Annotated in this window: 18 protein-coding genes and 1 pseudogene; 14 read left to right on the forward strand and 5 right to left on the reverse strand. The window is 43.1% G+C overall.

What is annotated here, in order from left to right:
• Positions 1-19 precede the first annotated feature (19 nt).
• On the reverse strand, positions 20-2,983 hold the full coding sequence (locus AC1XUD_RS16450; protein ID WP_483362119.1) for a DNA polymerase III subunit alpha: 2,964 nt from the start codon (positions 2,981-2,983) through the stop codon (positions 20-22).
• Positions 2,984-3,046: 63 nt separating this feature from the next.
• Here AC1XUD_RS16450 and AC1XUD_RS16455 point away from each other — a divergent pair.
• Positions 3,047-3,229: pseudogene (locus tag AC1XUD_RS16455) on the forward strand (helix-turn-helix transcriptional regulator); the annotation flags it as partial.
• Positions 3,230-3,270: 41 nt separating this feature from the next.
• Here AC1XUD_RS16455 and dinB read toward each other — a convergent pair.
• Positions 3,271-4,506 (reverse strand): DNA polymerase IV, encoded by a 1,236-nt coding sequence (dinB, locus tag AC1XUD_RS16460; RefSeq protein ID WP_483362120.1) that lies wholly within the window; start codon positions 4,504-4,506, stop codon positions 3,271-3,273.
• 143 nt (positions 4,507-4,649) lie between these two features.
• Between dinB and AC1XUD_RS16465 the strand changes: the two genes are divergently transcribed.
• Positions 4,650-5,411 carry an XRE family transcriptional regulator gene (locus AC1XUD_RS16465; protein WP_483362121.1) on the forward strand — a complete coding sequence of 254 codons (762 nt, stop codon included), beginning with the start codon at positions 4,650-4,652 and terminating at the stop codon, positions 5,409-5,411.
• Positions 5,412-5,472: 61 nt separating this feature from the next.
• Positions 5,473-6,072 (forward strand): 2OG-Fe(II) oxygenase, encoded by a 600-nt coding sequence (locus AC1XUD_RS16470; protein ID WP_483362122.1) that lies wholly within the window; start codon positions 5,473-5,475, stop codon positions 6,070-6,072.
• Between the two features lie 135 nt (positions 6,073-6,207).
• On the opposite strand, the gene AC1XUD_RS16475 is transcribed toward AC1XUD_RS16470, so the two are convergent.
• Entirely contained in the window at positions 6,208-7,989 is a 1,782-nt protein-coding gene (locus tag AC1XUD_RS16475; RefSeq protein WP_483362123.1) for an ABC transporter ATP-binding protein, read from the reverse strand.
• A 274-nt stretch (positions 7,990-8,263) separates the two neighbouring features.
• On the opposite strand from AC1XUD_RS16475, the gene nusB reads away from it, so the two are divergent.
• From nusB to coaE, 6 genes are all read left to right on the forward strand, one after another.
• Positions 8,264-9,430: a transcription antitermination factor NusB gene (gene nusB, locus AC1XUD_RS16480; protein ID WP_483362124.1), complete on the forward strand. Its 1,167-nt coding sequence runs from the start codon at positions 8,264-8,266 to the stop codon at positions 9,428-9,430.
• A gap of 115 nt (positions 9,431-9,545) precedes the next feature.
• Complete coding sequence (locus tag AC1XUD_RS16485) at positions 9,546-9,848, forward strand: YtxH domain-containing protein (protein ID WP_483362125.1); 303 nt, start codon at positions 9,546-9,548, stop codon at positions 9,846-9,848.
• A 10-nt stretch (positions 9,849-9,858) separates the two neighbouring features.
• A complete protein-coding gene (locus tag AC1XUD_RS16490) occupies positions 9,859-10,296 on the forward strand; it encodes a DUF1573 domain-containing protein (RefSeq protein WP_483362126.1) in 438 nt (145 codons plus the stop codon).
• Between the two features lie 47 nt (positions 10,297-10,343).
• Positions 10,344-10,646, forward strand: a complete 303-nt coding sequence (gene yajC / locus AC1XUD_RS16495; RefSeq protein WP_483362127.1) for a preprotein translocase subunit YajC — start codon at positions 10,344-10,346, stop codon at positions 10,644-10,646.
• A 38-nt stretch (positions 10,647-10,684) separates the two neighbouring features.
• A complete protein-coding gene (locus AC1XUD_RS16500; protein ID WP_483362128.1) occupies positions 10,685-11,383 on the forward strand; it encodes a YbbR-like domain-containing protein in 699 nt (232 codons plus the stop codon).
• Positions 11,383-12,012 carry a dephospho-CoA kinase gene (coaE, locus tag AC1XUD_RS16505; RefSeq protein WP_483362129.1) on the forward strand — a complete coding sequence of 210 codons (630 nt, stop codon included), beginning with the start codon at positions 11,383-11,385 and terminating at the stop codon, positions 12,010-12,012. The genes AC1XUD_RS16500 and coaE overlap by 1 nt, the downstream gene beginning before the upstream one ends.
• Positions 12,013-12,123: 111 nt before the next feature.
• Here coaE and AC1XUD_RS16510 read toward each other — a convergent pair whose 3' ends face one another.
• Both AC1XUD_RS16510 and AC1XUD_RS16515 read right to left on the reverse strand, forming a co-directional pair.
• Positions 12,124-13,863 (reverse strand): DNA polymerase III subunit gamma/tau, encoded by a 1,740-nt coding sequence (locus tag AC1XUD_RS16510; protein WP_483362130.1) that lies wholly within the window; start codon positions 13,861-13,863, stop codon positions 12,124-12,126.
• Between the two features lie 36 nt (positions 13,864-13,899).
• The gene (locus tag AC1XUD_RS16515; RefSeq protein ID WP_483362131.1) at positions 13,900-14,736 is read right to left on the reverse strand and encodes a glycoside hydrolase family 16 protein; all 837 of its coding nucleotides are present in this window, start codon (positions 14,734-14,736) and stop codon (positions 13,900-13,902) included.
• Between the two features lie 147 nt (positions 14,737-14,883).
• Between AC1XUD_RS16515 and AC1XUD_RS16520 the strand changes: the two genes are divergently transcribed.
• From AC1XUD_RS16520 to AC1XUD_RS16540, 5 genes are all read left to right on the forward strand, one after another.
• Positions 14,884-15,888 (forward strand): GSCFA domain-containing protein, encoded by a 1,005-nt coding sequence (locus AC1XUD_RS16520; RefSeq protein ID WP_483362132.1) that lies wholly within the window; start codon positions 14,884-14,886, stop codon positions 15,886-15,888.
• A 134-nt stretch (positions 15,889-16,022) separates the two neighbouring features.
• The gene (locus AC1XUD_RS16525; protein ID WP_483362133.1) at positions 16,023-17,129 is read left to right on the forward strand and encodes an Mrp/NBP35 family ATP-binding protein; all 1,107 of its coding nucleotides are present in this window, start codon (positions 16,023-16,025) and stop codon (positions 17,127-17,129) included.
• A 153-nt stretch (positions 17,130-17,282) separates the two neighbouring features.
• Positions 17,283-17,543, forward strand: coding sequence for a NifU family protein (locus AC1XUD_RS16530; protein WP_483362134.1), 261 nt, complete (start codon positions 17,283-17,285; stop codon positions 17,541-17,543).
• 153 nt (positions 17,544-17,696) lie between these two features.
• Entirely contained in the window at positions 17,697-19,445 is a 1,749-nt protein-coding gene (locus AC1XUD_RS16535; RefSeq protein WP_483362135.1) for a D-alanine--D-alanine ligase family protein, read from the forward strand.
• Between the two features lie 145 nt (positions 19,446-19,590).
• Complete coding sequence (locus tag AC1XUD_RS16540; RefSeq protein WP_483362136.1) at positions 19,591-22,281, forward strand: MGH1-like glycoside hydrolase domain-containing protein; 2,691 nt, start codon at positions 19,591-19,593, stop codon at positions 22,279-22,281.
• Positions 22,282-22,405: the final 124 nt, after the last annotated feature.

Raw genomic sequence — 22,405 nt, forward strand, 5'->3', positions numbered from 1 at the left:
AAATGCACCATCATCATTTTCATCTTTCCGCCGACGCCATCCGGATCATTTCACTTACTTCCACACTCAAAAATCCAAATTCATCGATCACTTTACCGGTTATTTTGTAAACTCCTTTGCCCGAAAACTTGTATTGTTTGACTGTAAGTGGAAAATGAACTGTGTCAATGAAGTGGCCCTGACGATCTATAAAAGTACCAAACTGCATCGTTTCTCCTTTTGAAGTCCTGGTATTTTTGATCGTGACCATATACCCATACATCGTAACCTGTTGATTGATATACTGATACAAATCCGCAGCGAAAATGCCATTTGGAATTTGAATTTTGGTTAGGTCAAAGGGACTGCTCAGCGCAAATCCGAGCAATTCGATCTGGTCATAGGCGTCATCTGTAGCAGTGGAATAAAAGGTTGGGAGACTGAAATCTTTTGTCTGCGTCTGAAAAAGCTGCTTCTGTGGAGTTTTGTTTGGCGTTTTATTAAGCCTGAAAGTAGCTTTCCATAGCAAAGTCTTTTGGTCGATTCCGGTAAAACGAAAGGCGTTGATCCGAATCAGGATAGTCAGCTGTTCAATTGAAATGGACACCCGGTCCAGAAAATTGTTGAGGGATTCGAATGCGCCATCCAGTTGCCGCGCCTTCAGAATATTGGCAATAGTGCGTGCCTCGAGTTGACTGAGCATCTGCATACCCAGATATATAGTCTTTCCTTCAATGACAGTCTCCGACAAACTGTGGTTGATACAAGGCGGCTGAATGTCCGCACCCTTCATACGCGCTTCGTGAACATATAACTCCGGCGTATAAAAACCACCCCCGTTATTGATCGTGGCAACCATATACTCCAGCGGAAAATAGGTTTTCAGAAAAAGACTTTGGTAGCTTTCTACGGCGTAGGATGCAGAATGCCCTTTCGCGAAGGCATATCCCGCGAAACTCGCTATTTGGTTCCAGATATCTTGAGTGATTTGAGGATCATACCCCCGTTCGATACAGTTCTGGAAGAATTTATTTTTAACATATTCAAACTCTTCCCTTCCACGAAACTTCCCGCTCATTCCTCGTCTGATCACATCGGCTTCACCAAGCGTTAGTCCCGCAAAATAATGCGCAACTTTGATAACATCTTCCTGATATACCATAACCCCGTAGGTTTCTTCCATGAGCTCCAAAAGCTGTTCTGGCGCGTTTTGGCGTCTTTCGGGATATCGATGACGAAGAATATATTCCCGCATCATCCCGCTTTTTGCAACGCCTGGCCGGATAATGGAACTCGCTGCCACTAGCCCGAGGTAATTGTCCACTTCGAGTTTTTTGAGCAACATCCGCATCGCAGGCGATTCCACATAAAAGCACCCGATGCACTCAGCCCGCTTGATCAGGTTGTTGATATTCGGGTCTTTTTTGAATCGGTTAACATCATTTATATCAATCGGCGGCTGTTCGGGGCGATTATAGCGGATCACATCCAGCGTCTCTTTTATCTTAGCTAATCCCCTCTGACTGAGTATATCATACTTGAATAACCCCACGTCTTCAGCAATCACCATGTCAAATTGCGTAGTAGGGAAACCTTTTGGAGGCAGGCTAGTAGCTGAAAAATAATGAGTAGGTCGTTCAGAAATCAGAATACCCCCGGCGTGAATGCTTAAATGATTGGGCTGATTGTTGGCTTCCAGGTATCCTGCATATTTGATGACAAGTTGCGATATATGGTCGAGTTTGTTCAGTTCATATTTACCATCGCTGAGCGCATCAATTTCATGGGTAGGCAAGCCAAACACTTTCCCCAATTCTCTCACCGCGGAACTATGCTGAAAAGTGCTATATGTGGCCAGTAATGCCGCTTGTCCATTTTGACCAAACCGCTCAAATATATAGCGGGTTATATCTTCCCGATCTCGCCATGAAAAATCAATGTCAAAATCCGGTGGATTTTTCCGGTAGAGATTCATAAATCTTTCGAAATACAAATCGAGCTCTATGGGATCTACGTTGGTGATATTCAGCAGGTAAGCAATAATACTATTAGCGCCGCTGCCCCGCCCGACATAATAGTAATCCTTGTGCCGGGCATAATTGACTATGTCATGGTTAACAAGAAAAAAAGGTATGAAATCCTGCTGGGCGATAAGGTCAAGTTCGGTGGATATCCGATCAAAAACTTTGTCAGTAACCTGATCGCCATATCGATATCCGATTCCCTCGTAGCTCAGCCTACGGATCAACGCCACATCGTCTTCCTTATTTTTGCCGAAAACTTTGAGATTCTGATGCTCCCGGTTGTCGCCAAAGCTGAAATTAATACTGCATTCATCCAGTAGCTTTTCAGTGTTGTAAATGATTGATGGATATTCAGCGAAACTTGAAGCAAGTTGTCCAATCGGCAACATCTGCTCGCTTTCTGGTGCGGTATCGAATATCGTGATTTTTTGAAGCAGCGTATTTTCGTCAACGGCTCGTAATAACCGATGCATGCTATGCTCTTTCTTATTACGAAAAGTAACAGGCTGAAGAATCACGAAGCGATCCTGAAATTGATAAAGCCGTGAATACCTGATTTTGCGCAGGTCGCCTGCCGTTACACCAATATATTCGTTTGGAGAAAAGGATGTTTTCTCTGATTTTAACAGCTTTTCGAAGGGGTATATTACGGCGGAATTCTTAAAAGATGGCGCTTCGGCCGGGATATCGGTTTTGTTTTGAAGGTGGAGAGAAAGAAACTGGTTCAGTTCTTGAAAGCCTTCATTGTTTTTCGCAATTGCCACAAACTGCTGTTGAAAGCCATTCCTGAAATCGATGCCGACAACCGGTTTAATGCCAAGCTGACGAGCAAGCCGAATAAAATTAAGACAGCCGGAAGTGTTGTTGATATCGGTCAAAGCAATGGCGTTATATCCATTACCCTTCGCGAGTTTCAGCAAATCTTCCTCCGGAATAGTACCGTAACGCAGACTGAAATATGAATGGCAATTGAGGAGCATTGATTTTTGAAGATTGAAACGTTTCGGTTATTTTCTTGATTATGAGAAAGTTAAAGAACATTCACCCAGGTCAGTGAGATCATCAAAGGAATAAGAAGAGTAACAGCACACACAGCTCTCAGGCTTAGCAAGTATTTCGGGACTTCATCGAAATTTTGGTTAGGGTTACGGGACGATTATGATCGGGAAGAAGTACAACTTTTAATTCACCAGGAGCTGTTAAATACTCAAAAGCTCCGTCAGTAGGTTGCGTAGCAACCCGCGTTTCATTTGTTAATTTCCCTCTTTCACGCATTCCGATGCGCAGGTACGAATGCCGGCTCGCCGTTAAATGGGTTGCCTGTACCACCGATATCTGAAATCTCCATCGTATTTCCCCAGGTAAGTATCTGCTTACCGTGCTTATTGTTGCCATAACGGTTACGGATATAATCCATTTCCTGATATAGATTTAGCCTTTCTTCTGTGTCGTCAAAACAATTGATCTGATAATTTCCAGTCACCAGATCGCTGAAATTGACTCCAACTAAACGTACCATCATCCGGCGATTATATAGCTGATCAAACAAGCGCTCTATCTGTGGAATCAGAATATGGTCGGCAGAAGTATAGGCTATTTTTAACTGCCTGGAAAAGGTATTAAAGTCGGAGTAACGAATTTTGACAGATATGCATGATGTTAATTTGTTGCCTGTCCGGAGCTGGAAAGCGAGATTTTCTGCCATAGCCCTCACCATTTCGCGCATCCGTTTTACGTCCGCCGTGTCTTTCCCAAATGTTCGTTCATTGGATATTGACTTTCGTTCGTGGAAAGGGATAATAGGGGAGTTGTCCAGCCCGTTGGCTCTATTCCATAAAACAATTCCATTTTTTCCAAGCACCGTTCCCATCATTTCCATGGGCATTTCCTGAATTGTTTTGATCTGCCTTACACCAAGGTTATAAAGAATCTGATTGGTTTTTTCACCCACCATCGGAATTTTCTTCACTGGCATCGGAGCCAGAAAAGGCTTTTCGTTTCCGGCATCAATTTTCAGCTGGTTATTAGGTTTGGCTTCTCCGGTAGCAATTTTTGACACGATTTTGTTTCCCGACAGCCCGAATGAAATCGGTAATCCTGTTTCTCGAATAATGCGTTGCCGAAGTTCTGTGGCGATTTGATAGCACCCAAAAAAACGATCCATTCCAGACAAATCAGCATAAAATTCATCAATACTCGCTTTTTCAAAAACAGGAACCTGCTCTCGGATAATTTCAGTTACAATCTTTGATTCCTTGGAGTAAGTACTGCCCTCGCCGCGGATGACTAGCGCCTCGGGACAGAGGTTACGCGCCATTTTCATCGGCATTCCCGAATGGATACCGAAAGCGCGGGTTTCGTAGCTGCAGGCGGCCACAACTCCGCGGTCTCCCACTCCGCCAACTAAAATGGGTTTGTCATTTAGCCGACTATCGTTCTTTCTTTCAACAGAAACGAAAAATGTGTCAAGGTCCAGATGTAATATCGTGCGATCCATAATCATTTGGAATTTTTACAAATTTATGGAATATTTCCAAACATATGGATATTGTCCATATTGTTTTATGGAATATTTCCGGAAAATAGATAGCTTTGTGAGAACGAGAGGGTTAGACAGCAAAATGCCTCAACTTTTAAATAATTTTCATGGCCATCGAACAGGAATATAAGAGGTTTAAGCAGATACGAGAGGAGTTGAATTTCACACAAAGCGCTTTTGCTGAGCAACTTGGAATAGGTGCGACGACCGCGGATATAGAACGGGGCCGAACCCGAATTCCGGGATATGTGGTGAAAGAATTGCTGAAGCAACACAAGATTAACCCACTGTGGTTGTTTGGTGAAAGTGAGGACAAATATCTCCACCCCGCATCCGGGAATATTACACCTTCTATCGTGACGGTCCATAACGACGGGAATGAAAATATCGTGATGGTGAATGCGAAGGCAGCTGCCGGATATCCATACAATATTGGGGATTCTAACTGGTTTGAAGCTTTGCCCGCCTTCTCAATTCCGTTGCCGGAATATCATAATGCAACATTCCGCGGCTTTCAGGTCGAAGGAGACAGTATGCAACCTGCATTACAGCCGGGGGACTGGATTATGGGAAAAGCGGTTAGCGATCTGGAAAATCTGAGCAGCAAATACATGTATGTTGTGGTCACTCTGGACAGTATTCTGGTCAAAAAAATCGATATAGGCAAAAACAGCGATATGATACGTCTTATTTCTCTTAATCCGGAATATAGCCCTATTCGGTTGAATAAGAGCGAGGTGCAGGAGCTCTGGCAGGTGAACAGCAAAATCTCAACTTCGCTGGAAGTTGCAACATCAGATGTGGGTTTTGAGAAATTGTATCAGGAAATCCAAGAGCTAAAACAGGAGGTTAAGAAGATTGTGAAGTAAGTTAATATCTTTGTCCGGAGTTCAGCCGTTTATTTTTACACACTAATTTTATTTCAGATTAATGCCAAAGTTGTTTCCCTACCTGTTGGTCAATGATTTTTTAGAACCGGAATTGAACCAGGAAATATTGGATTTTGCAATTGAAAAGCAGAGCGAATTTATTCCCACGCCAATTAGCCGGGGAGGAATGAACGTACCTGATGACTCGATATGTGTTTCTGTGACGCTATATGATATGGGAAGGCTACAGGAAAAACTCGAGGAAAGATTCAGGTCGATGGTTCCGGAAATGATTGCTCATCTCAAGATCTCAACATTCACTCCAGGCCGGATAGATCTTCACTTGGCAGCTCACGGAGACGGGGCTTTCTTTGCCAACCATATTGATACGATTGTTCACAAGGATAAAGCGACACCGAGGGTAATCAGTGCGATATATTATTTGCATACATCGCCTAAGGAGTTTACCGGCGGAGAGCTTAGATTGCATCCACTTCCTTTTGGACCTGATTCCGACGATCCCGTTGATATCGCTCCTGATAATAATAAGCTCCTCGTTTTTCCTTCCTTCGCTCCGCATGAAGTATTAAAAATCAATGCGCCTGGCGTTGAGTTTAGGAATTGGCGGTTTGCACTTAACTGCATGATTCATAAAGGATAGGAGTCCTTTCGGACATAATATACAATTTTGAATATATGCCTGTTAAGAGAATCGGCTAACGATAGCCAAAGTCGAGCGGACCAGCAGAGCTGAAAGATTATAGCCGCGAATTTACCGGGAGTTGGATTGCCGAATCTAAACTTCTTCGGCCATCAACTGCTTCTCGTACAGTTCTTTATATGCGCCGTTGAGCGCCATCAATTCAGTGTGGGTACCACGTTCAACGATTTCTCCATTATCCAGAACCACAATTTTATCTGCCAATTTGGCTGATGACACGCGATGTGAAATAATAACGGAAGTCCTGTTGGCCATAATCCTTTTCATATTATTGAGAATAATATTCTCTGTGTTCGTATCAACAGCAGAAAGGCAGTCGTCGAGAATAAGAATTTTTGGATCACGGGCAATGGCTCTGGCTATCGATAAACGCTGTTTCTGACCGCCGGAAAGTGTTACACCTCTTTCTCCCAAAATGGTTTGAAAGCCGTGGGGCAGATCCATGACGTTATTATACAAATCTGCATCCTTCACCGCATTTTCTATTTGTTGAAAAGGCATATCTGTTGTTCCGAACCGCACATTGTTTTCGATGGTATCGGAAAATAAAAATACATCCTGCGGCACATATCCCAGCTGGCGCCGATAGGCGTGTGTTTCATAATCCTGCATCGGCAATCCATCGATCAGAATCTGGCCGGAGGTAGGATCATAAAGTCTTCCAAGCAAATGGGCCAGCGTACTTTTTCCTGAACCTGTTGTCCCCAAAATTGCCACAGCTTCTCCCTGCTTTATATCCAGATTGAAATTTTTCAGGGCTTCAATACCAGAATCATTGTATACAAATCCTACATTTCTGAACGAGATATTGCCTTCTAAAGGTCTATCGATGTTCTTTTCAGAAATCAGGGGTGTCTTCTCATTTAGGAATTCATTGATACGTTGTTGTGACGAGGCTGCGCGTTGGATTTGACTCGTTGTCCAGCCAAGGGCCATTACCGGCCATGTAAGCATATTGACATATAATATAAACTCAGTGATGTTACCCGGGGTCAAATTTCCGGCGACGATCTCCTGCCCGCCCACATATATGATGAGGATATTACTAAGGCCGATAAGAAGGATAATTATTGGAAAGAAAAACGCATCTATCTTCGTCAGTTTCAATGATTTATTCTTAAAATCTTCGGCTTCCTTTTTGAAATTGCCATAGGAATAATCCTCTTGCACGAAGGACTTTAGGACCCTTATTCCTGAAAAAGCCTCCTGAACATATGTAGATAATCCCGACAGTTGCTTTTGGATTTCCTGAGACCGTTTCATGATCATGCTATTCACTACGTATACGCTGATGGACAAAACAGGCAGTGGAAGCAGTACATAGGCAGTCAATTTTACATTGACAGTTAGCATATAAGAAATCACCAGAAAGAACAGAACGATCAGGTTGATACCATACATCAATGCCGGGCCAACGTACATTCTGACATTACTGACATCTTCGGAAATTCGCGCCATCAAATCTCCGGTATTGTGTTTTCTGAAGAAACTTGTTGGCAACGTTTGGTAGTGACGGTATACATCGTTTTTGAGATCGTACTCGATATGCCGTGACATCACGATGATTGTTTGTCGTACCAGAAAGAGGAATATACCTTTCAGCAGGGCCATTGCGAGAATAAGCAAACCATATAACAATATGCTGAATGCGAAAATGTCATACATCTTGCTTTGAAGGCTGGTTCCGGCGAAAAGGTTATAGATGTCAAGTGTTTCTATGACCAAATCCAGCGCATAACGGACCAATTGAGCTGGAAGAATTCCAAATAAATTGGATATTACCGTGAATAAAGTTCCCAGTAACAGGTACCACTTGTATTTCCAGAGATATTGATTCAGGTATTTTAAAGCTTTCAACTCGGTATAGGATAAAAATATTGAGATTTGACTTTTCTCAATAATCAGCGTTTGGACAAATCTAAGAGGCTTTTTGCAGCACTTTAAAGTCAACAGACAAAAGGAGCAAATCGTTGCAAAGTTAAAAGCTCTCTCGTTATTTTTTCAATTATCAATTAAATACAGTATTTTTGTGGCCGATTTTAAAAAAGTAGTAGGGCACATCTTGTCTTACGCAACATGTTGAAACGCTCTTTGATTTACTGTACCTTTTATCCAAATAGTATTCCGGCTCATGCTGAATAGAAGATTATTAAGAACAAAAGCTGTTCAGGCTTTGTATGCAAGCCAATTGGCTGCTGACGCCAATCGTTTGTTGGGAATAGACCAACTGGATGTAATGTTTGCTCCTGATTTGAATTCCATGGAGCCGCAAGACCGGCCCAAGCTTACCAAATTGAAGGGCCTCGCTGCCAAAGTTTTTGATGAATTAATTAAGAATGGTGAACCGAAAGAGGGGAATGAGGTACCTGTAGAATCAATTAGAGCCGCAAGGCAGGTATATAATGTTTATCAAAGACAAACGCTCTCTGACCGCGAAAAGATGGTCCGCCGGGTGTTAAATGAGACCGAGCTAATCCATGTTGACTTTATCCGTGTTATTTCCCTTCTTACAGAATTGGCATATCAATCTCAGCTAGATAGGCAGAGAACATATGAAGATCCTGAAAATCCATTTCCAAAAAATTCCGGACTAGACACCAACGGTGTTATTAAAGTTTTGCAAGAAAACGCAGGACTTCAGGATGAGATCATCAGAAGTGGTATCAGTTGGGGGAACGATCTGTCTGTCGTTCGTCAAACTTACAAAGAGGCACTTAGAAAGGATGAAGACTACAGAAATTATTGCGGTAAAGATACCCACACCGTTGAGGAAGACCAGCAGATTATTCAACATATCCTTCGGCAGATCCTGCTGAAACATGAGACTCCCCTAAATTACTTTGAACAAAGAGATTTGTATTGGGACGATCATTATGAACTGATCAGGGGCCTGGCTATCAAGACCCTAAAAACTGCAGATCACGCGGATACGTTTCAGCTTGCTCCTTTGACCAAAGACTGGGAAGAAGATCGTGAATTTGTTGAGGAACTGATCAAAGTGGTAACTGAAGAGAACGACAAGTATGACGTGTATCTGGAAGACCAGCTGAAGAACTGGGACCTGGAGCGTGTAGCCATTGTCGATTTAATCATTTTGAAGACAGCTTTGGCTGAGTTAATTCACTTTCCCGGCATCCCGGTGAAGGTTACAATCAATGAGTTTATTGAAATAGCGAAAAGATACAGCACGCCTAAAAGTGGGAAGTTTGTGAATGGAGTTCTCGACGTTCTTTCGGATCGGCTTGCCAAAGAGGGAGTTATAAGAAAAAGCGGAAGAGGATTGATCGATAATAAATAGTTGTTGATAAAAGGTGTGGGAGAATGAGGTGACTATGGAATGGTTTTTTATAAATTTGGGAAAAATATCTCAATCAGGCTTTGAAAACGGCCGTTGACCATAACGTAAAATTACCATGAGTAAAAGTTCAAATAATCTAATCGCTTTTCTGACAGGAATTGTTACCGGTGCGACACTTGGTATTCTTTATGCTCCTGACCGGGGAGAAGTGCTTCGTACTCAACTTACATACCGCTTGTCCAAATACAGAGAGAAACTTCTGACTGTTATAGGTGACCTTGTTGACAAAAAAGATCAGCCGGATAGTGAGGCCAGAGTGGAAGGAGAACGAGTTGTAAACGATGCGCGGGAAAAGGCCGAAAAATTGTTGGAGGATGTTGATCGCCTGATGGCTCAAATTAAAGGCCAAGCCAACTGATAGATCACCTATGAACAAAATAATCAGAATACTGCTTGTTTCGGGAACAGTATTATGGCTTTCGGCATGTAACAAGGCATCGGAAGAGAAAAAAGGGGGAGAGGTGTCGTCCAAATTGCCGGTTATGGCCATGATAGACAGCTCTTCCTTCAATTTTGGTACAATAAAAGAAGGTGAAGTCGTTGAACATTCATTTCGATTCAGGAATGACGGCGAATATCCTTTGATATTGAACAACATTACGTCTTCCTGTGGCTGTACAACTCCGGAATGGCCAAAAGACCCGATCGAGCCAAAGGCAGAATCAAGTATAAAAGTTCGGTTTGATAGTAAGAATAAAGTGGGGCCGCAGGTGAAAACCATCACGGTATATGCCAACACGGATCCTGCCTATTCAGAACTTAGGTTACGTGGAATCGTTGAGGGAGCACCCAAAGCAGTCAAGTAACAAACATATATTACCTAAAATCATTAGCTCATTTTTTTCATTCAGTAATGAAACTTTCTCTATTAGCCCAAGCGGCATCCAGCGGTTCACAAGGTATGATTTATCAGGTTATCATGTGGGTCGGTATCATCGGCGTATTTTATTTCTTCATGATTCGTCCGCAGCAAAAGAAGACGAAAGAGCAGAAGGATCTTATTAATAGTATCAAAAAAGGGGACGAAGTGGTAACTATCGGCGGCATTCATGCCAAAGTATATACGGTTGAAGAAACTACGGTTGTACTTGAATTAGATAAGGGTGTGAAATTGACAATCGAGAAATCGGCGATTTCTCGTACTATTGCCGGTTAACAACCGTTTTTTGAATTGTGAACTAATATCTGACGGCTGTGAGCGACGTTCCATCACGGAAAAATAAGTTTAAAACTTTTTTGGGTTGTCTGCTGGCGGCTGCTTTTTTTTGGTTGATGAATGTTTTGAACAAAGACAATTATTCAATCAAATTGAGTTATCCACTGCAAATTGAATACGATCATTCGCTTTTCGTACCGCTTCAGACTCTGCCCCGCCGCATTTCCGTAAATGTGTCGGGTGATGGGTGGAGTTTATTACAAAAATCATGGCTGAATTTTAACGCGCCGCCGGTTACCTATCTGGTAAGAAACCCCAACAAAGCAAGTTATATTAACTCCACAACACTTACTGACCAGATCGCGGAGCTTTTCCCGAATCTGAAAGTAAATTACGTGGTGGCTGATACTTTCGAACTTAGCTTTGAAAGAAAGGTTAGAAAAATTATTCCCATTCGGGTGGACAGCGTTCATATTAACCTGCGGGAAGGATATGTTATCTCGAGTTTCATCAATGTTTCTCCATCACTGATTTCTGTTGATGGCCCCGCTTCATTGATTCATTCTTATCCGGATACCATCCGGGTTTCTGTTCCGACACCTAAAATCCAGAATAACTACGACGAAAGTCTGCCGATTCCCGTGCCGGTCTCGCCACTGGTAGAGGTGAGCCATCGGGATGTTTTTGTTAGCTTCGAAGTAGCCCAGTATTTAAATCCAGCCCCTCCGGTTAAGTGATGGATACGGGTAAAGCACCTTTGCAAATCGGAATAACCGGAGGAATTGGCTCCGGCAAAAGCGTAGTTTGTAAAGTGTTTGCATGCCTTGGAATAAAAATTTACGATGCCGATTCACGAGCTAAATGGCTGACAAATCATAACGGGGAAGTTCGGCGAAAAATCGTTGACCTACTTGGCGAAGAGGCATATGATAAAGACAATCAGTATAATCGCAAATGGGTAGCTTCGCAGGTATTCGATAATCCTGTGCTTTTAAAGCAACTTAATCAAATTGTTCACCCGGCAGTCTGGCGAGATAATGAGGTTTGGGTAAACAGCCACTCTTCGGAACGCTATTTGATAAAGGAAGCTGCTATCATGAAAGCAGCAGGCCAAAATAACGCGCTTGATTATGTAGTCGTTGTAAAAGCTCCCCTCGAACTTCGAATTCAACGTATTTTGGAAAGAGATCATCGGCCTGAAAATGAGATCCGCGCTATCATGAAACGTCAGGTTTCCGAAGAAGAACGGGATGCCATCGCAGACTTCAGGATATTCAACGACGAGCAAAGTCCGCTAATACCACAGGTTTTAAGACTACACGAAAATTTCCTGAAAGCATATTCTTACAAGGGTCACGCGAAGTAAAAGAAGAAAACAGCTAACAATGCGAAATGCTGTTGCAGATAACCTTGGCGCCCATTGCTTTCACTTATTTGCTTTGCAATCGTCATAGCAGTATTATGAGATTCGATATTGCTAAAAGTCAACATCCAGTCCAAGTGCTTGCTTGAGACTAAGCAGGTGCGGGTTCTTTTTCGCCATAAAATTAAATTTCTCGGCTGGGGTATATGGTAATCTGTTTACTTCCTGAGGAGCCACCCTTGCGTTTATTTCCAGCGCAGGTGCTTCGAGCCTTGACTTTAAAAAGCCGACCAGATCATAACGCATTCCTTGAATAGCATCCAATTGATGGTCGTTATCCAAGGCAATTTCGATGGACTGACCGGAAAGTGTGAATGCTTTCCTAAGCGTAATTTCCTCAGTGGTAGAGTTATACTGAATTCTCCGTTTTTCTGAAAATTCGTACCACGCTGCCTGCAGATTTTCAAGGGTCAGCTGCTCGCGTCCGTTTTTTACAATGGTGTTAATCACCTGTGCCACCGTCGCAGTTTCCTCACCTTTTTGAACACTCGGCGAGGTCAACGATAAAGTACTTTTAAGTTTAGAAGACTGAGGAGTTGCCGTAGGTTTGGCGATATTAGGCGGCGGCGTAATGTCCGGAGTCGGTTTTGTGACATGGGAAACTTCCGCTGTGATACCATTTTGCTGACCTAAACTGACTGGCTCAACTTTTTTTTTTGCCGTTTCATCAACGGCGGCAATCGAACTCAGTTGTAAAACGTGGGGCAAATTGGCGAGCTTCATGAGGCAGAGCTCCACGTGCAGCCGCTGATTTTTGGCCGATTTGTAATTTACATCACATTGACTCGTAACACTCAGTGCGGAAAGCAAAAAGCTGATATCCGCGTTTCGCGATTGATCCAGATACTTTTTTTCCGCAGCCTCGGATACCTGAAGAAGCGAGACCGTGATGCTGTCTTTGCATACCAGCAAATTCCTGAAATGCTCCAAAAGGCCCACCACAAACAAATGCGCGTCAAAACCTTTTCTTAATATTTCATCAAAAAGAACCAACGCATTGGAAATACTTCCGCTGGTGAGCGCGTCCGTCATTTTGAAATAATAGTCGTAATCAAGAATATGCAGATTCTCCAATACGGACGGATAGGTCAACTTTCGATCGACTGAAAAAGTGACATTGAGGTCAAACATGGAGAGCGCGTCCCGAAGTCCGCCGTCTGCTTTCTGGCCGATCAATTCCAAGGCCTCCATTTCTGCTTCGATGCCCTCTTTCAAAGCAATATCAGCGAGATGGGTGGCGATATCTCGCGGCTGGATCCGATTAAAGTCGAATATCTGACACCGTGAAAGAATGGTTGGCAGGATTTTATGCTTTTCTGTAGTTGCCAGAATGAATATTGCATAGCTGGGCGGTTCTTCCAATGTCTTCAAAAACGCATTGAAAGCAGACTGCGAGAGCATATGCACCTCATCAATTATGTAGATCTTATATTTTCCGGTATGCGGCGGATATCTGACCTGATCGATCAGGTTTCGGATATCGTCAACAGAGTTGTTTGAAGCGGCATCCAGTTCGTGGATATTGAAAGATGCGTTGTTCTGAAAGCTGATACAGGATTCACATTCTCCGCACGGTTCCACGTCGTCTCCCAGATTTTGACAGTTGATCGTCTTTGCCAGGATACGGGCACAGGTTGTTTTTCCAACACCACGCGGACCGCAAAACAGAAACGCCTGAGCCAGGTGATTCGTCCGTATTGCGTTCTTTAAAGTAGTGGTGATATGCGACTGCCCTACTACCGAGTCAAAGGTGACCGGACGATACTTCCGGGCCGATACTACAAAATGATCCATGGCCGCAAGTTACTTCCATGCCGCCGAATTTCAAAGTCACTTAGAAGTGGCGAGTGGAAAAACACGTACATAATCAACTTCCATTTTCTGCGGAAAAATCGTCTCGTCTACTTCTTTCTGACCACCCCAATCGCCTCCAACTGCGATATTTAAGAGCAAATGCTGAGGTTTGTCAAATGGCCATTCAGCCCAGGTATATCCCGCTTCTTTTTTGAAAACAAAATATTCCTTTCCATCGACCAATATCGAAATGCGATCCGGCGTCCATTCGCAGGAGTATACATGGAATTCGCTGGAAGCTGTTTCAATAATGATATTATTCCCTTTGTTTGTATGAATAGTATGGTTAAATGCTTTGGTGTGGATATTTCCGTGAATATTGTTTTGATCAAAACCTACGTGCTCCATGATATCAATTTCACCATTATCCGGCCAACCATGATTGCCATAATCGCCTGAGCTGGCCAGCATCCAAATCGCAGGCCAGGTGCCGCGGCCGGTCGGTAGCTTAGCCCGTATCTCAAATTTACCATACTTGAAGTCGCCTTTACCCTTTGTAACGAGGCGCGCCGAACTGAAATTCTGCGGGCCCGATTTTTCTTTTCTTGCTTCAATGATCAAAACGCCGTTGTCTACCCGTGAGTTTTCGCGCTTATCGGTATAGTTTTCCAGTTCGTGATTTCCCCAGCCTTCACCTCCCAGGTCATATGACCACTTTTTTGGATCAGGTGCTCCGGAGTATTCAAATTCATCACTCCATGACGGAGTTGTGGCAAAGTGATATCCTTCAGCAGGAGCGGCGTCACGGTTTTGAGAGCAGCCTGGAATTGCAACCGCCAATATTAAAGCGAACTGAAGTAAGGTAGTTTTCATGGATGGATCATGTTGTATAAATGTAAAAATAGCCAGAATGTTTTAAGTTATTTCGCTTAATATATGATCCATTTCGCGTGCGGTGATTTGAGTCTGAATCTTTAAAAATCCATTACTACCTTTGTATCCTGACCATTGAGGATAAGAATGCATTTATTTAATATAGCAACAGAGGTTAATGTCGTTTCTCCGGAATGGAAAATTGATCACCAGGCAGAAATCCTTACGCTTGGGTCATGTTTTGCGGAGGTGATTGGTTCACAACTTTTGGATTCTAAATTTCCAGTACTCAGCAATCCATTCGGAACAGTATTTAATCCTTTGTCTATCATTAAGATACTGGATCTGGCTTTGGACAAAAAAGCCCCTAATCCCGCATTGTATTTCCAAAATCAGGACAAGATATGGCTTCATCATGATTTTCATTCTTCGTGGTGGAGTTCGGACAAAGATGACCTTGCGCTGCGTTTAACTACAAAGCTGGAAGAAGTGGGACAATATCTGACTGATACCAAAGTGCTGATTATCACGCTCGGCACCGCATATGCATATCGTCATCGTGGAACGAATCAGCTGATTGGGAACTGTCATAAAGTTCCGGCAGATCAGTTTGTGAAAGAGCTTTTGCATCAGGACCAGATCATGATCGCTTTTGAGCAATTGATATTTCGTTTGCTTTCTGTGAATAGAAATTTGAAGATTGTGCTGACTGTCAGTCCGGTACGGCATACAAAGGATACTTTGATATTGAATCAGGTAAGCAAATCAACGCTTCGGCTGGTTTGTCATAAATTGTCAGAGAAATTCCGGCATATAGAATATTTCCCGTCGTATGAAATTATGGTCGATGAATTGCGAGACTATCGATATTATAAGGAAGATCTGATTCATCCGAGTAAGGTAGCGGAAGACCATATTTTTGATGTCTTTGCCAAAGGATTTTTGACAGAAGACGCGCGGGTTTTGATTAAGGAATGGAATAGAATAAAACAAATGATAGATCACCGGAATATTTACGGAAATACTGAAAGTCAGTTCAAATTATTGCATAAAGTCAAAGAACTGCTGAAAGGTTTGAGTGACCGCGTCGACGTTTCGGCTGAGCTTTCGGATATTTCGCACCGTATTGCAGAATTTCCAATCGCAAAATAAACTCATTGGGGTCATTTTGTGTTCTCCTGTATTGGAGTTACAAGAGATTATCAAAAGTCATAAGCATAGATTGAGCAACTGGTAACGTCCGAAGTTGCGTCAATTATTCACCGCAGAGTATCTGAAAAAGGAAAATGGGAGAATTTACCGTTAACAAAGAGAAAATTTTACAAGCATTAAGTACCGTTGAAGAGCCCGATCTGAAAAAAGATCTGGTGACACTCGGTATGATACAGGATATTGAAGTTGGCGTAGATCAGGTCCGGTTTACAGTTGTTTTGACAACACCAGCCTGTCCGTTGAAAGAATTGATCAGAAGGAGTTGCGTGGATGCGATTCACGAACATGTGAGTCCTGATATTGAGGTGATTGTGAATTTGACCGCCAACGTGACGACCTCAAAACAAACCGGGCCATTGCTTCCTGGTGTTAAAAATGTGATCGCGATTGCGTCAGGAAAAGGTGGAGTAGGGAAGTCAACCGTGACTGCCAATCTGGCGATGGCTTTACACCGTTCAGGCGCTAAAGTGGGTATAATAGATGCCGATATATTTGGCCCCTCAATGCCGGTGATGTTTGGTGCAGAAAATATGCAGCCGACCATTACTCCCATCAACGGTAAAAACTGGATCAATCCGATCAGGCAATATGGTATCAAAATCATGTCGATCGGTTTCCTGACGCCGCCGGAAAGTGCGGTGGTTTGGAGAGGGCCGATGGCGAGCCAGGCTTTGAAACAGTTTTTTGCAGACACCGACTGGGGCGACCTTGATTATTTGTTGATAGATCTTCCTCCGGGAACGAGTGATATACATATTACATTGGTACAAACCGTGCCGGTTGCAGGTGCTGTTATAGTTACAACACCACAAAAAGTGGCTTTGGCAGACGCAATCAAAGGATTGTCGATGTTCAGGCAGCCGCAGATCAACGTTCCTGTTTTGGGGGTAGTTGAAAATATGGCGTGGTTCACGCCTGAGGAATTGCCGAATCATAAGTATCATATCTTTGGAAAAGGGGGCGGACAATTGCTTGCCGAAAAGTTTGATGTTCCCGTTTTAGGCCAGATTCCTTTAGTTCAGAGTATCAGAGAAGCAGGGGACGATGGTCGGCCGGCATTTATGGATCAGGATGAGCAGGTCATTGAAGCATTTAAAGCGACTGCCGAAGCTTTGGCTCAGCAAGTAGCGATAAGAAATGCCGAGAAGTCAAAAACTATGGTTGTTGAAATGCAATCGTAGACCTTTCAGGATTTATTTGGTTACAAAGGCGATGAGATTAGTCGCAAGTAATATTCCCTTGATGTCTTAGGGCTTTAGTGGCAGTTGCTATACTGTCAGATTTGATAATCAGAATAAATTATTGGATATTAGCAAATAGAATATCGCTTAAAAATGGAGTCAAAAGAAAAAACAATAGAATTAATTGAGGCGGCGTTGGAGTCTGTTCGTCCTTACCTTCTTGCCGATGGTGGAGATGTGAAGTTGATTGAATTTACCGACGATCAAATTGTTATGCTTGAGCTTCAGGGGTCATGTCAAAGCTGTCCGATGAGCGCCATGACATTCAAGGCAGGTTTGGAAGAATCTATCCGCAAAGCTGTACCGTCTGTCCATAAGGTAGTGGCGGTGAATGTGCCTTCTCTCGCAAGCTAACAATCAGCAAGGTTAAATCGCTCATCAAAAACCGCTTAATTAACGTTTTTGGTATTAATTCTTGGTTGGCATGCGTATATGTAATTGATTGATCTGAAATAGTCCCTTATATTGCGACTATCATTTGATTAGCATCAATTACATCAATTTAACATGCGCGTAGGAATTTTTTTCGGGGGTCCTTCCCGTGAGCGTGAAATTTCCTTTTCAGGAGGTAAGACAGCTTTTGAATATCTAGACAAATCACTTTTTGAACTGGTTCCGGTTTTCGTGGACAGTTTAGGAAGATTTATAAAATTGATCCCTGATTTGATGTACAGCACTCAGATCAGGGATTTTTATCCTTCAGCCTCGAGCCAAACAGGTGATTTCAAAGTCTATATCGAATCTTTGCCGGATTTGGCAAGCGAGCCGGTTCCGGCTGAAATTGGAACAGAGATTTCTCCTGCAGATTTTAAAAAATATTTTGATTTTGCCTTTCTGGCCATGCACGGTCCAGACTGTGAAGACGGGGCTATTCAAGGCCTTCTAGAATGGTATAGGATTCCTTATAGTGGTCCCGGATTGATGGGGTCGGCTGTTGGAATTGATAAAATTCTTCAAAATGAAATGATTGCCCTGGTAAACGGACAGCAGAAAAAGAGCTGGACGTTGCGATATAGCCAATGGATTCCTTCAGAATACGGTATATTGTTTCAGGTTTTAAAGAAACATTTGGGTTTGCCGCTGGTGATGAAAGCGCCACATCAAGGGTCGTCCATAGGCGTTGCCATCGTTAAGGAAGATTCTCTCGAACACTTCATTGCAGCCGTTAACCAGTGCTTTTTTCAAACGGAGGTCATTGGTTCTGAATGGAAATCCAAAACACCAAAGGCAAAGCAAGACTGGGCCCAAAAAATGGCTAATCTGGATGAGGGGATAGGCTTTCCGATGATTATCAATGGAGGAAAAACTGTTTTCCATCCTTCAGTACTCATCACAGAGTTGGATCAACTTTTTGAAACAGACACCGAGGAATTTGCACTTTTGAGCAGCTCAAATGCTGAAGATCAGGTATTGATCGAAGAATTTATCTCCGGTCAGGAGTTCTCGTGCGGCTGTATACAATTTGATGACGGAAAATCACTGGCATTGCCACCAAGTGAAGTGGTGAAACTGGTTGAGGTTTTTGATTTCAACTCGAAATACAAACCAGGGGGAAGTCGCAAGAAAATTCCGGTGGATGCCTCTTTGGAAAAGAACAGAGAGATACAGGAAATGATCGCTGCCGTGTTTGAGCAGCTGGGTATCACTGCCTGCGTTCGTATTGATGGTTTTTTGACACCAGACGGAACAATTCTCCTTCACGACCCGAATACCATTCCGGGGATGTCGCCGACGTCATTTATATTCAAGCAAATGGCGGAAATCGGGTTGAACGTAACCCAGGCGTTGACTTACTTAATCCGCCAATCGCTAAGAGAAAGAATCAGAATAGGAAAGGATACCTGGACGTTGCGTAAGCTGCTTTCTGAACTTGATGAAAAGATTGTTGCTCAGAATAATCAGCGGAAGAAAGCTGTCGGGATATTGTTTGAAGCCAGCGAGGATGCATATGTTGAGACCAGAACGAAATATGGTCAATTGAACGCTGAGGGAATCCTTTCAGTAACTCCCGTTCTCCATCACACGGACGGAAAGTATTACAAACTGCCAAATCCATTGATGTTTAAAGAGTTCTTTTCTGACGTGGACGAACTGCTTAGGCTAACTCGAAATCCTTTACTAACAGAAACAGCTTTAAAGGCGACTCCGCTCACTCAATTTTTTGCAGGGAATGTAAATTATGATGTAAGTTCATACTCTAGCCTCGCGGAAATTGGTGAAATAGATGAGTGGGTGGAAATTGGAAAAGTTAAATAATATAATTTCGGGATAAATGAGAAGAATATGGTTTTGTATCACCGTCTTCTATTAAATTTTACCAGTTAAAAGGTATTTCCATGACTTTTAACGATTAATCACGTAAATTAATCGGAATTGTTACACCAAATTATCAGCAGATTAAATGGCACAAGGTGCGGAAAAAGTAAGATTACGTCTTCAGAAGGAAAACAAAGGCTGGAAAAAATGGGGTCCGTATTTGTCAGAAAGACAATGGGGCACAGTGCGTGAGGATTATAGTGGAAATGGAGATGCCTGGAACTACATAACCCATGAGATGGCCTATTCGAAAACCTACAGGTGGGGAGAGGATGGTATCGCGGGGTTTTCCGATAGTAAGCAGCATATCTGTTTATCGTTTGGCTTCTGGAATCATCAGGATAAGATGATCAAAGAGCGGATTTTCGGTTTAACGAATGGTGAGTCCAACCACGGAGAGGATGTAAAGGAAATGTACTATTATCTGGATAGTACACCGACGCATTCTTATACCAAAATGCTCTACAAATATCCGCAGCAGGCTTTTCCATATGAAAAACTCCGTCAGGAAAACCGGAGGAGAACCAAGGAAGAGCTTGAGTATGAGATAACAGATACTGGAATATTCGATAATGATGAATATTTCGACATATTTATTGAGCACGCGAAAGCTGATCAGGAGGATATCATGATGAAGGTGACGATCATAAACCGTGGCCCAAATGATGCTCCCATTACAGTGCTGCCCACCATCCTTTTTCGCAATACCTGGTCGTGGGGATATGAATCGTTTAATTACAAGCCGATGATGAACGGGATTGCTACCCGTTTAATAGAAGTTACTCATAGAAAACATGGGAAGTATAATCTGTATCTGGATGGTGCTGACGAACTGCTCTTCTGTGAAAACGAAACCAACTTTAAAAAACTATATGGCACTGCTAATAGCAGTGCTTACCCGAAGGACGGAATAAATGACTATATCGTAAGCGGCGGAAAAAGCAATACGGTAAATCCGAACGGAATTGGTACAAAAGCTTCTGCAAGGTTTACCAGAACGGTTAGGGCTGGCGAAACTATTACCTTAAGAATGCGCCTTGTCAACCATAGTATATCAGAACCGTTTGGCGGTTTTGAGGATTTGTTTGACAAAAGGATTCGCGAAGCCGACGAGTTTTATGATGATCTTCAGAAGGACGTCTCCGATCCGGATCTTCAGTCTATTTCCAGACAGGCCTATGCGGGTATGCTGTGGAGCAAGCAGTTCTACTATTATAATGTATACGAATGGCTGAAAGGCGATCCGGCTCAGCCCGGACCAAATCAGGGTCGGAAATGGGGGAGAAATTCAGGCTGGAAGCACTTGTATGCGGCCAACTTGATATCCATGCCTGATAAGTGGGAATATCCATGGTTTGCGGCGTGGGATTTGGCGTTTCATTGTGTTCCGCTGGCACGTGTTGACCCGGATTTTGCGAAGCGCCAGCTTGAAATATTGTTGCGGGAATACTATATGCACCCTAATGGGCAGATTCCGGCATATGAATGGAATTTCTCTGATGTAAACCCGCCGGTTCACGGTTGGGCTACATGGAAAGTATATGAGATAGACCGTGAGCAGAATAACGGCGTCGGTGATATCGAATTCCTCGAGAAGATATTCCACAAGCTACTATTGAACTTTACATGGTGGGTAAATCAAAAGGACGACACCGGCAATAACATTTTCAGTGGTGGTTTCCTTGGGCTCGATAATATCGGTGTATTTGACCGCTCGACGCCTATGCCTTTCGGCGGGAAATTACAACAGGCGGATGCCACTGGCTGGATGGCCATGTATACGTTGAACATGCTTCGGATCTCGGTAGAGATTTCTCTGGTTCATCCGGTTTATCAGGACATGGCATCTAAATTCTTTGAGCACTTTCTGAACATCGCCGGTGCCATGGAATCGATAGGAGGGAAAAACTCGTCGATCAGTCTTTGGGATGAGGAAGACCAGTTTTATTATGATGTCATCCATATCCCGAACGGTCAGAGTATCCTGCTGAAAGTGAGGTCTATGGTCGGCTTGATTCCACTGTTTGCAGTAGAGCTTCTGGAGCCCCAGAATCTGGATAAGCTGCCAGCCTTCAAGCGAAGGGTGGAGTGGGTGCTTGCCAACCGGCCGGATCTTGCCAGGTTGATATCAAGGTGGTTTGAATCCGGTAAAGGGGAGAACCGGTTGTTGTCTATCCTGCGTGGTCACCGGATGAAGATGATCCTGAAGCGGATGTTGGACGAGTCTGAGTTTCTATCTGACTACGGAGTTCGTGCCCTTTCGAAATTCCATGCTGCAAACCCGTATAAGTTTTATATCAATGGAGAGGTTTTGCAGGTGGATTATACCCCTGCGGAAGCACTCACCAATATCATGGGTGGAAACTCCAACTGGCGCGGGCCGATCTGGTTCCCGCTGAATTACCTGCTGTTTGACTCGCTCATGAAATTCCATCAATATTATGGAGAAGATTTCCTAATTGAGTATCCAACTAACTCAGGTAATCTCACCACGATTAAAGATGCAGCGATTGGAATTGCGACTCGCTTAATTGATATCTTCAAAAAGAATAACGAAGGCATCAGGCCGGTATATGGCCATGATGCGAAGATGCAAAATGATCCGAATTTTAAAGATCATGTATTGTTCTATGAGTATTTTCACGGCGATACAGGGAGAGGCTGCGGTGCAAGTCATCAAACGGGTTGGACTGGTTTGGTTGCGGAACTGATCCACAAAACCGCAGGTGAGGAAATAAAAGAGTTTGCAAAACATGATCTTGAAATAAGTGAATAATTGCATTAAATATTTACATTTATAATTCTATTGGATTTGCAAAAATCCATGGTCCCTTTTTGTAACAGAGGCACAGGCCTTTTATCAGAAAGGGACTTCTTGCTAAATGAAGTTTAATAAGTTT

This window comes from Dyadobacter sp. HNCC25DJ184 (genome assembly GCF_056895215.1).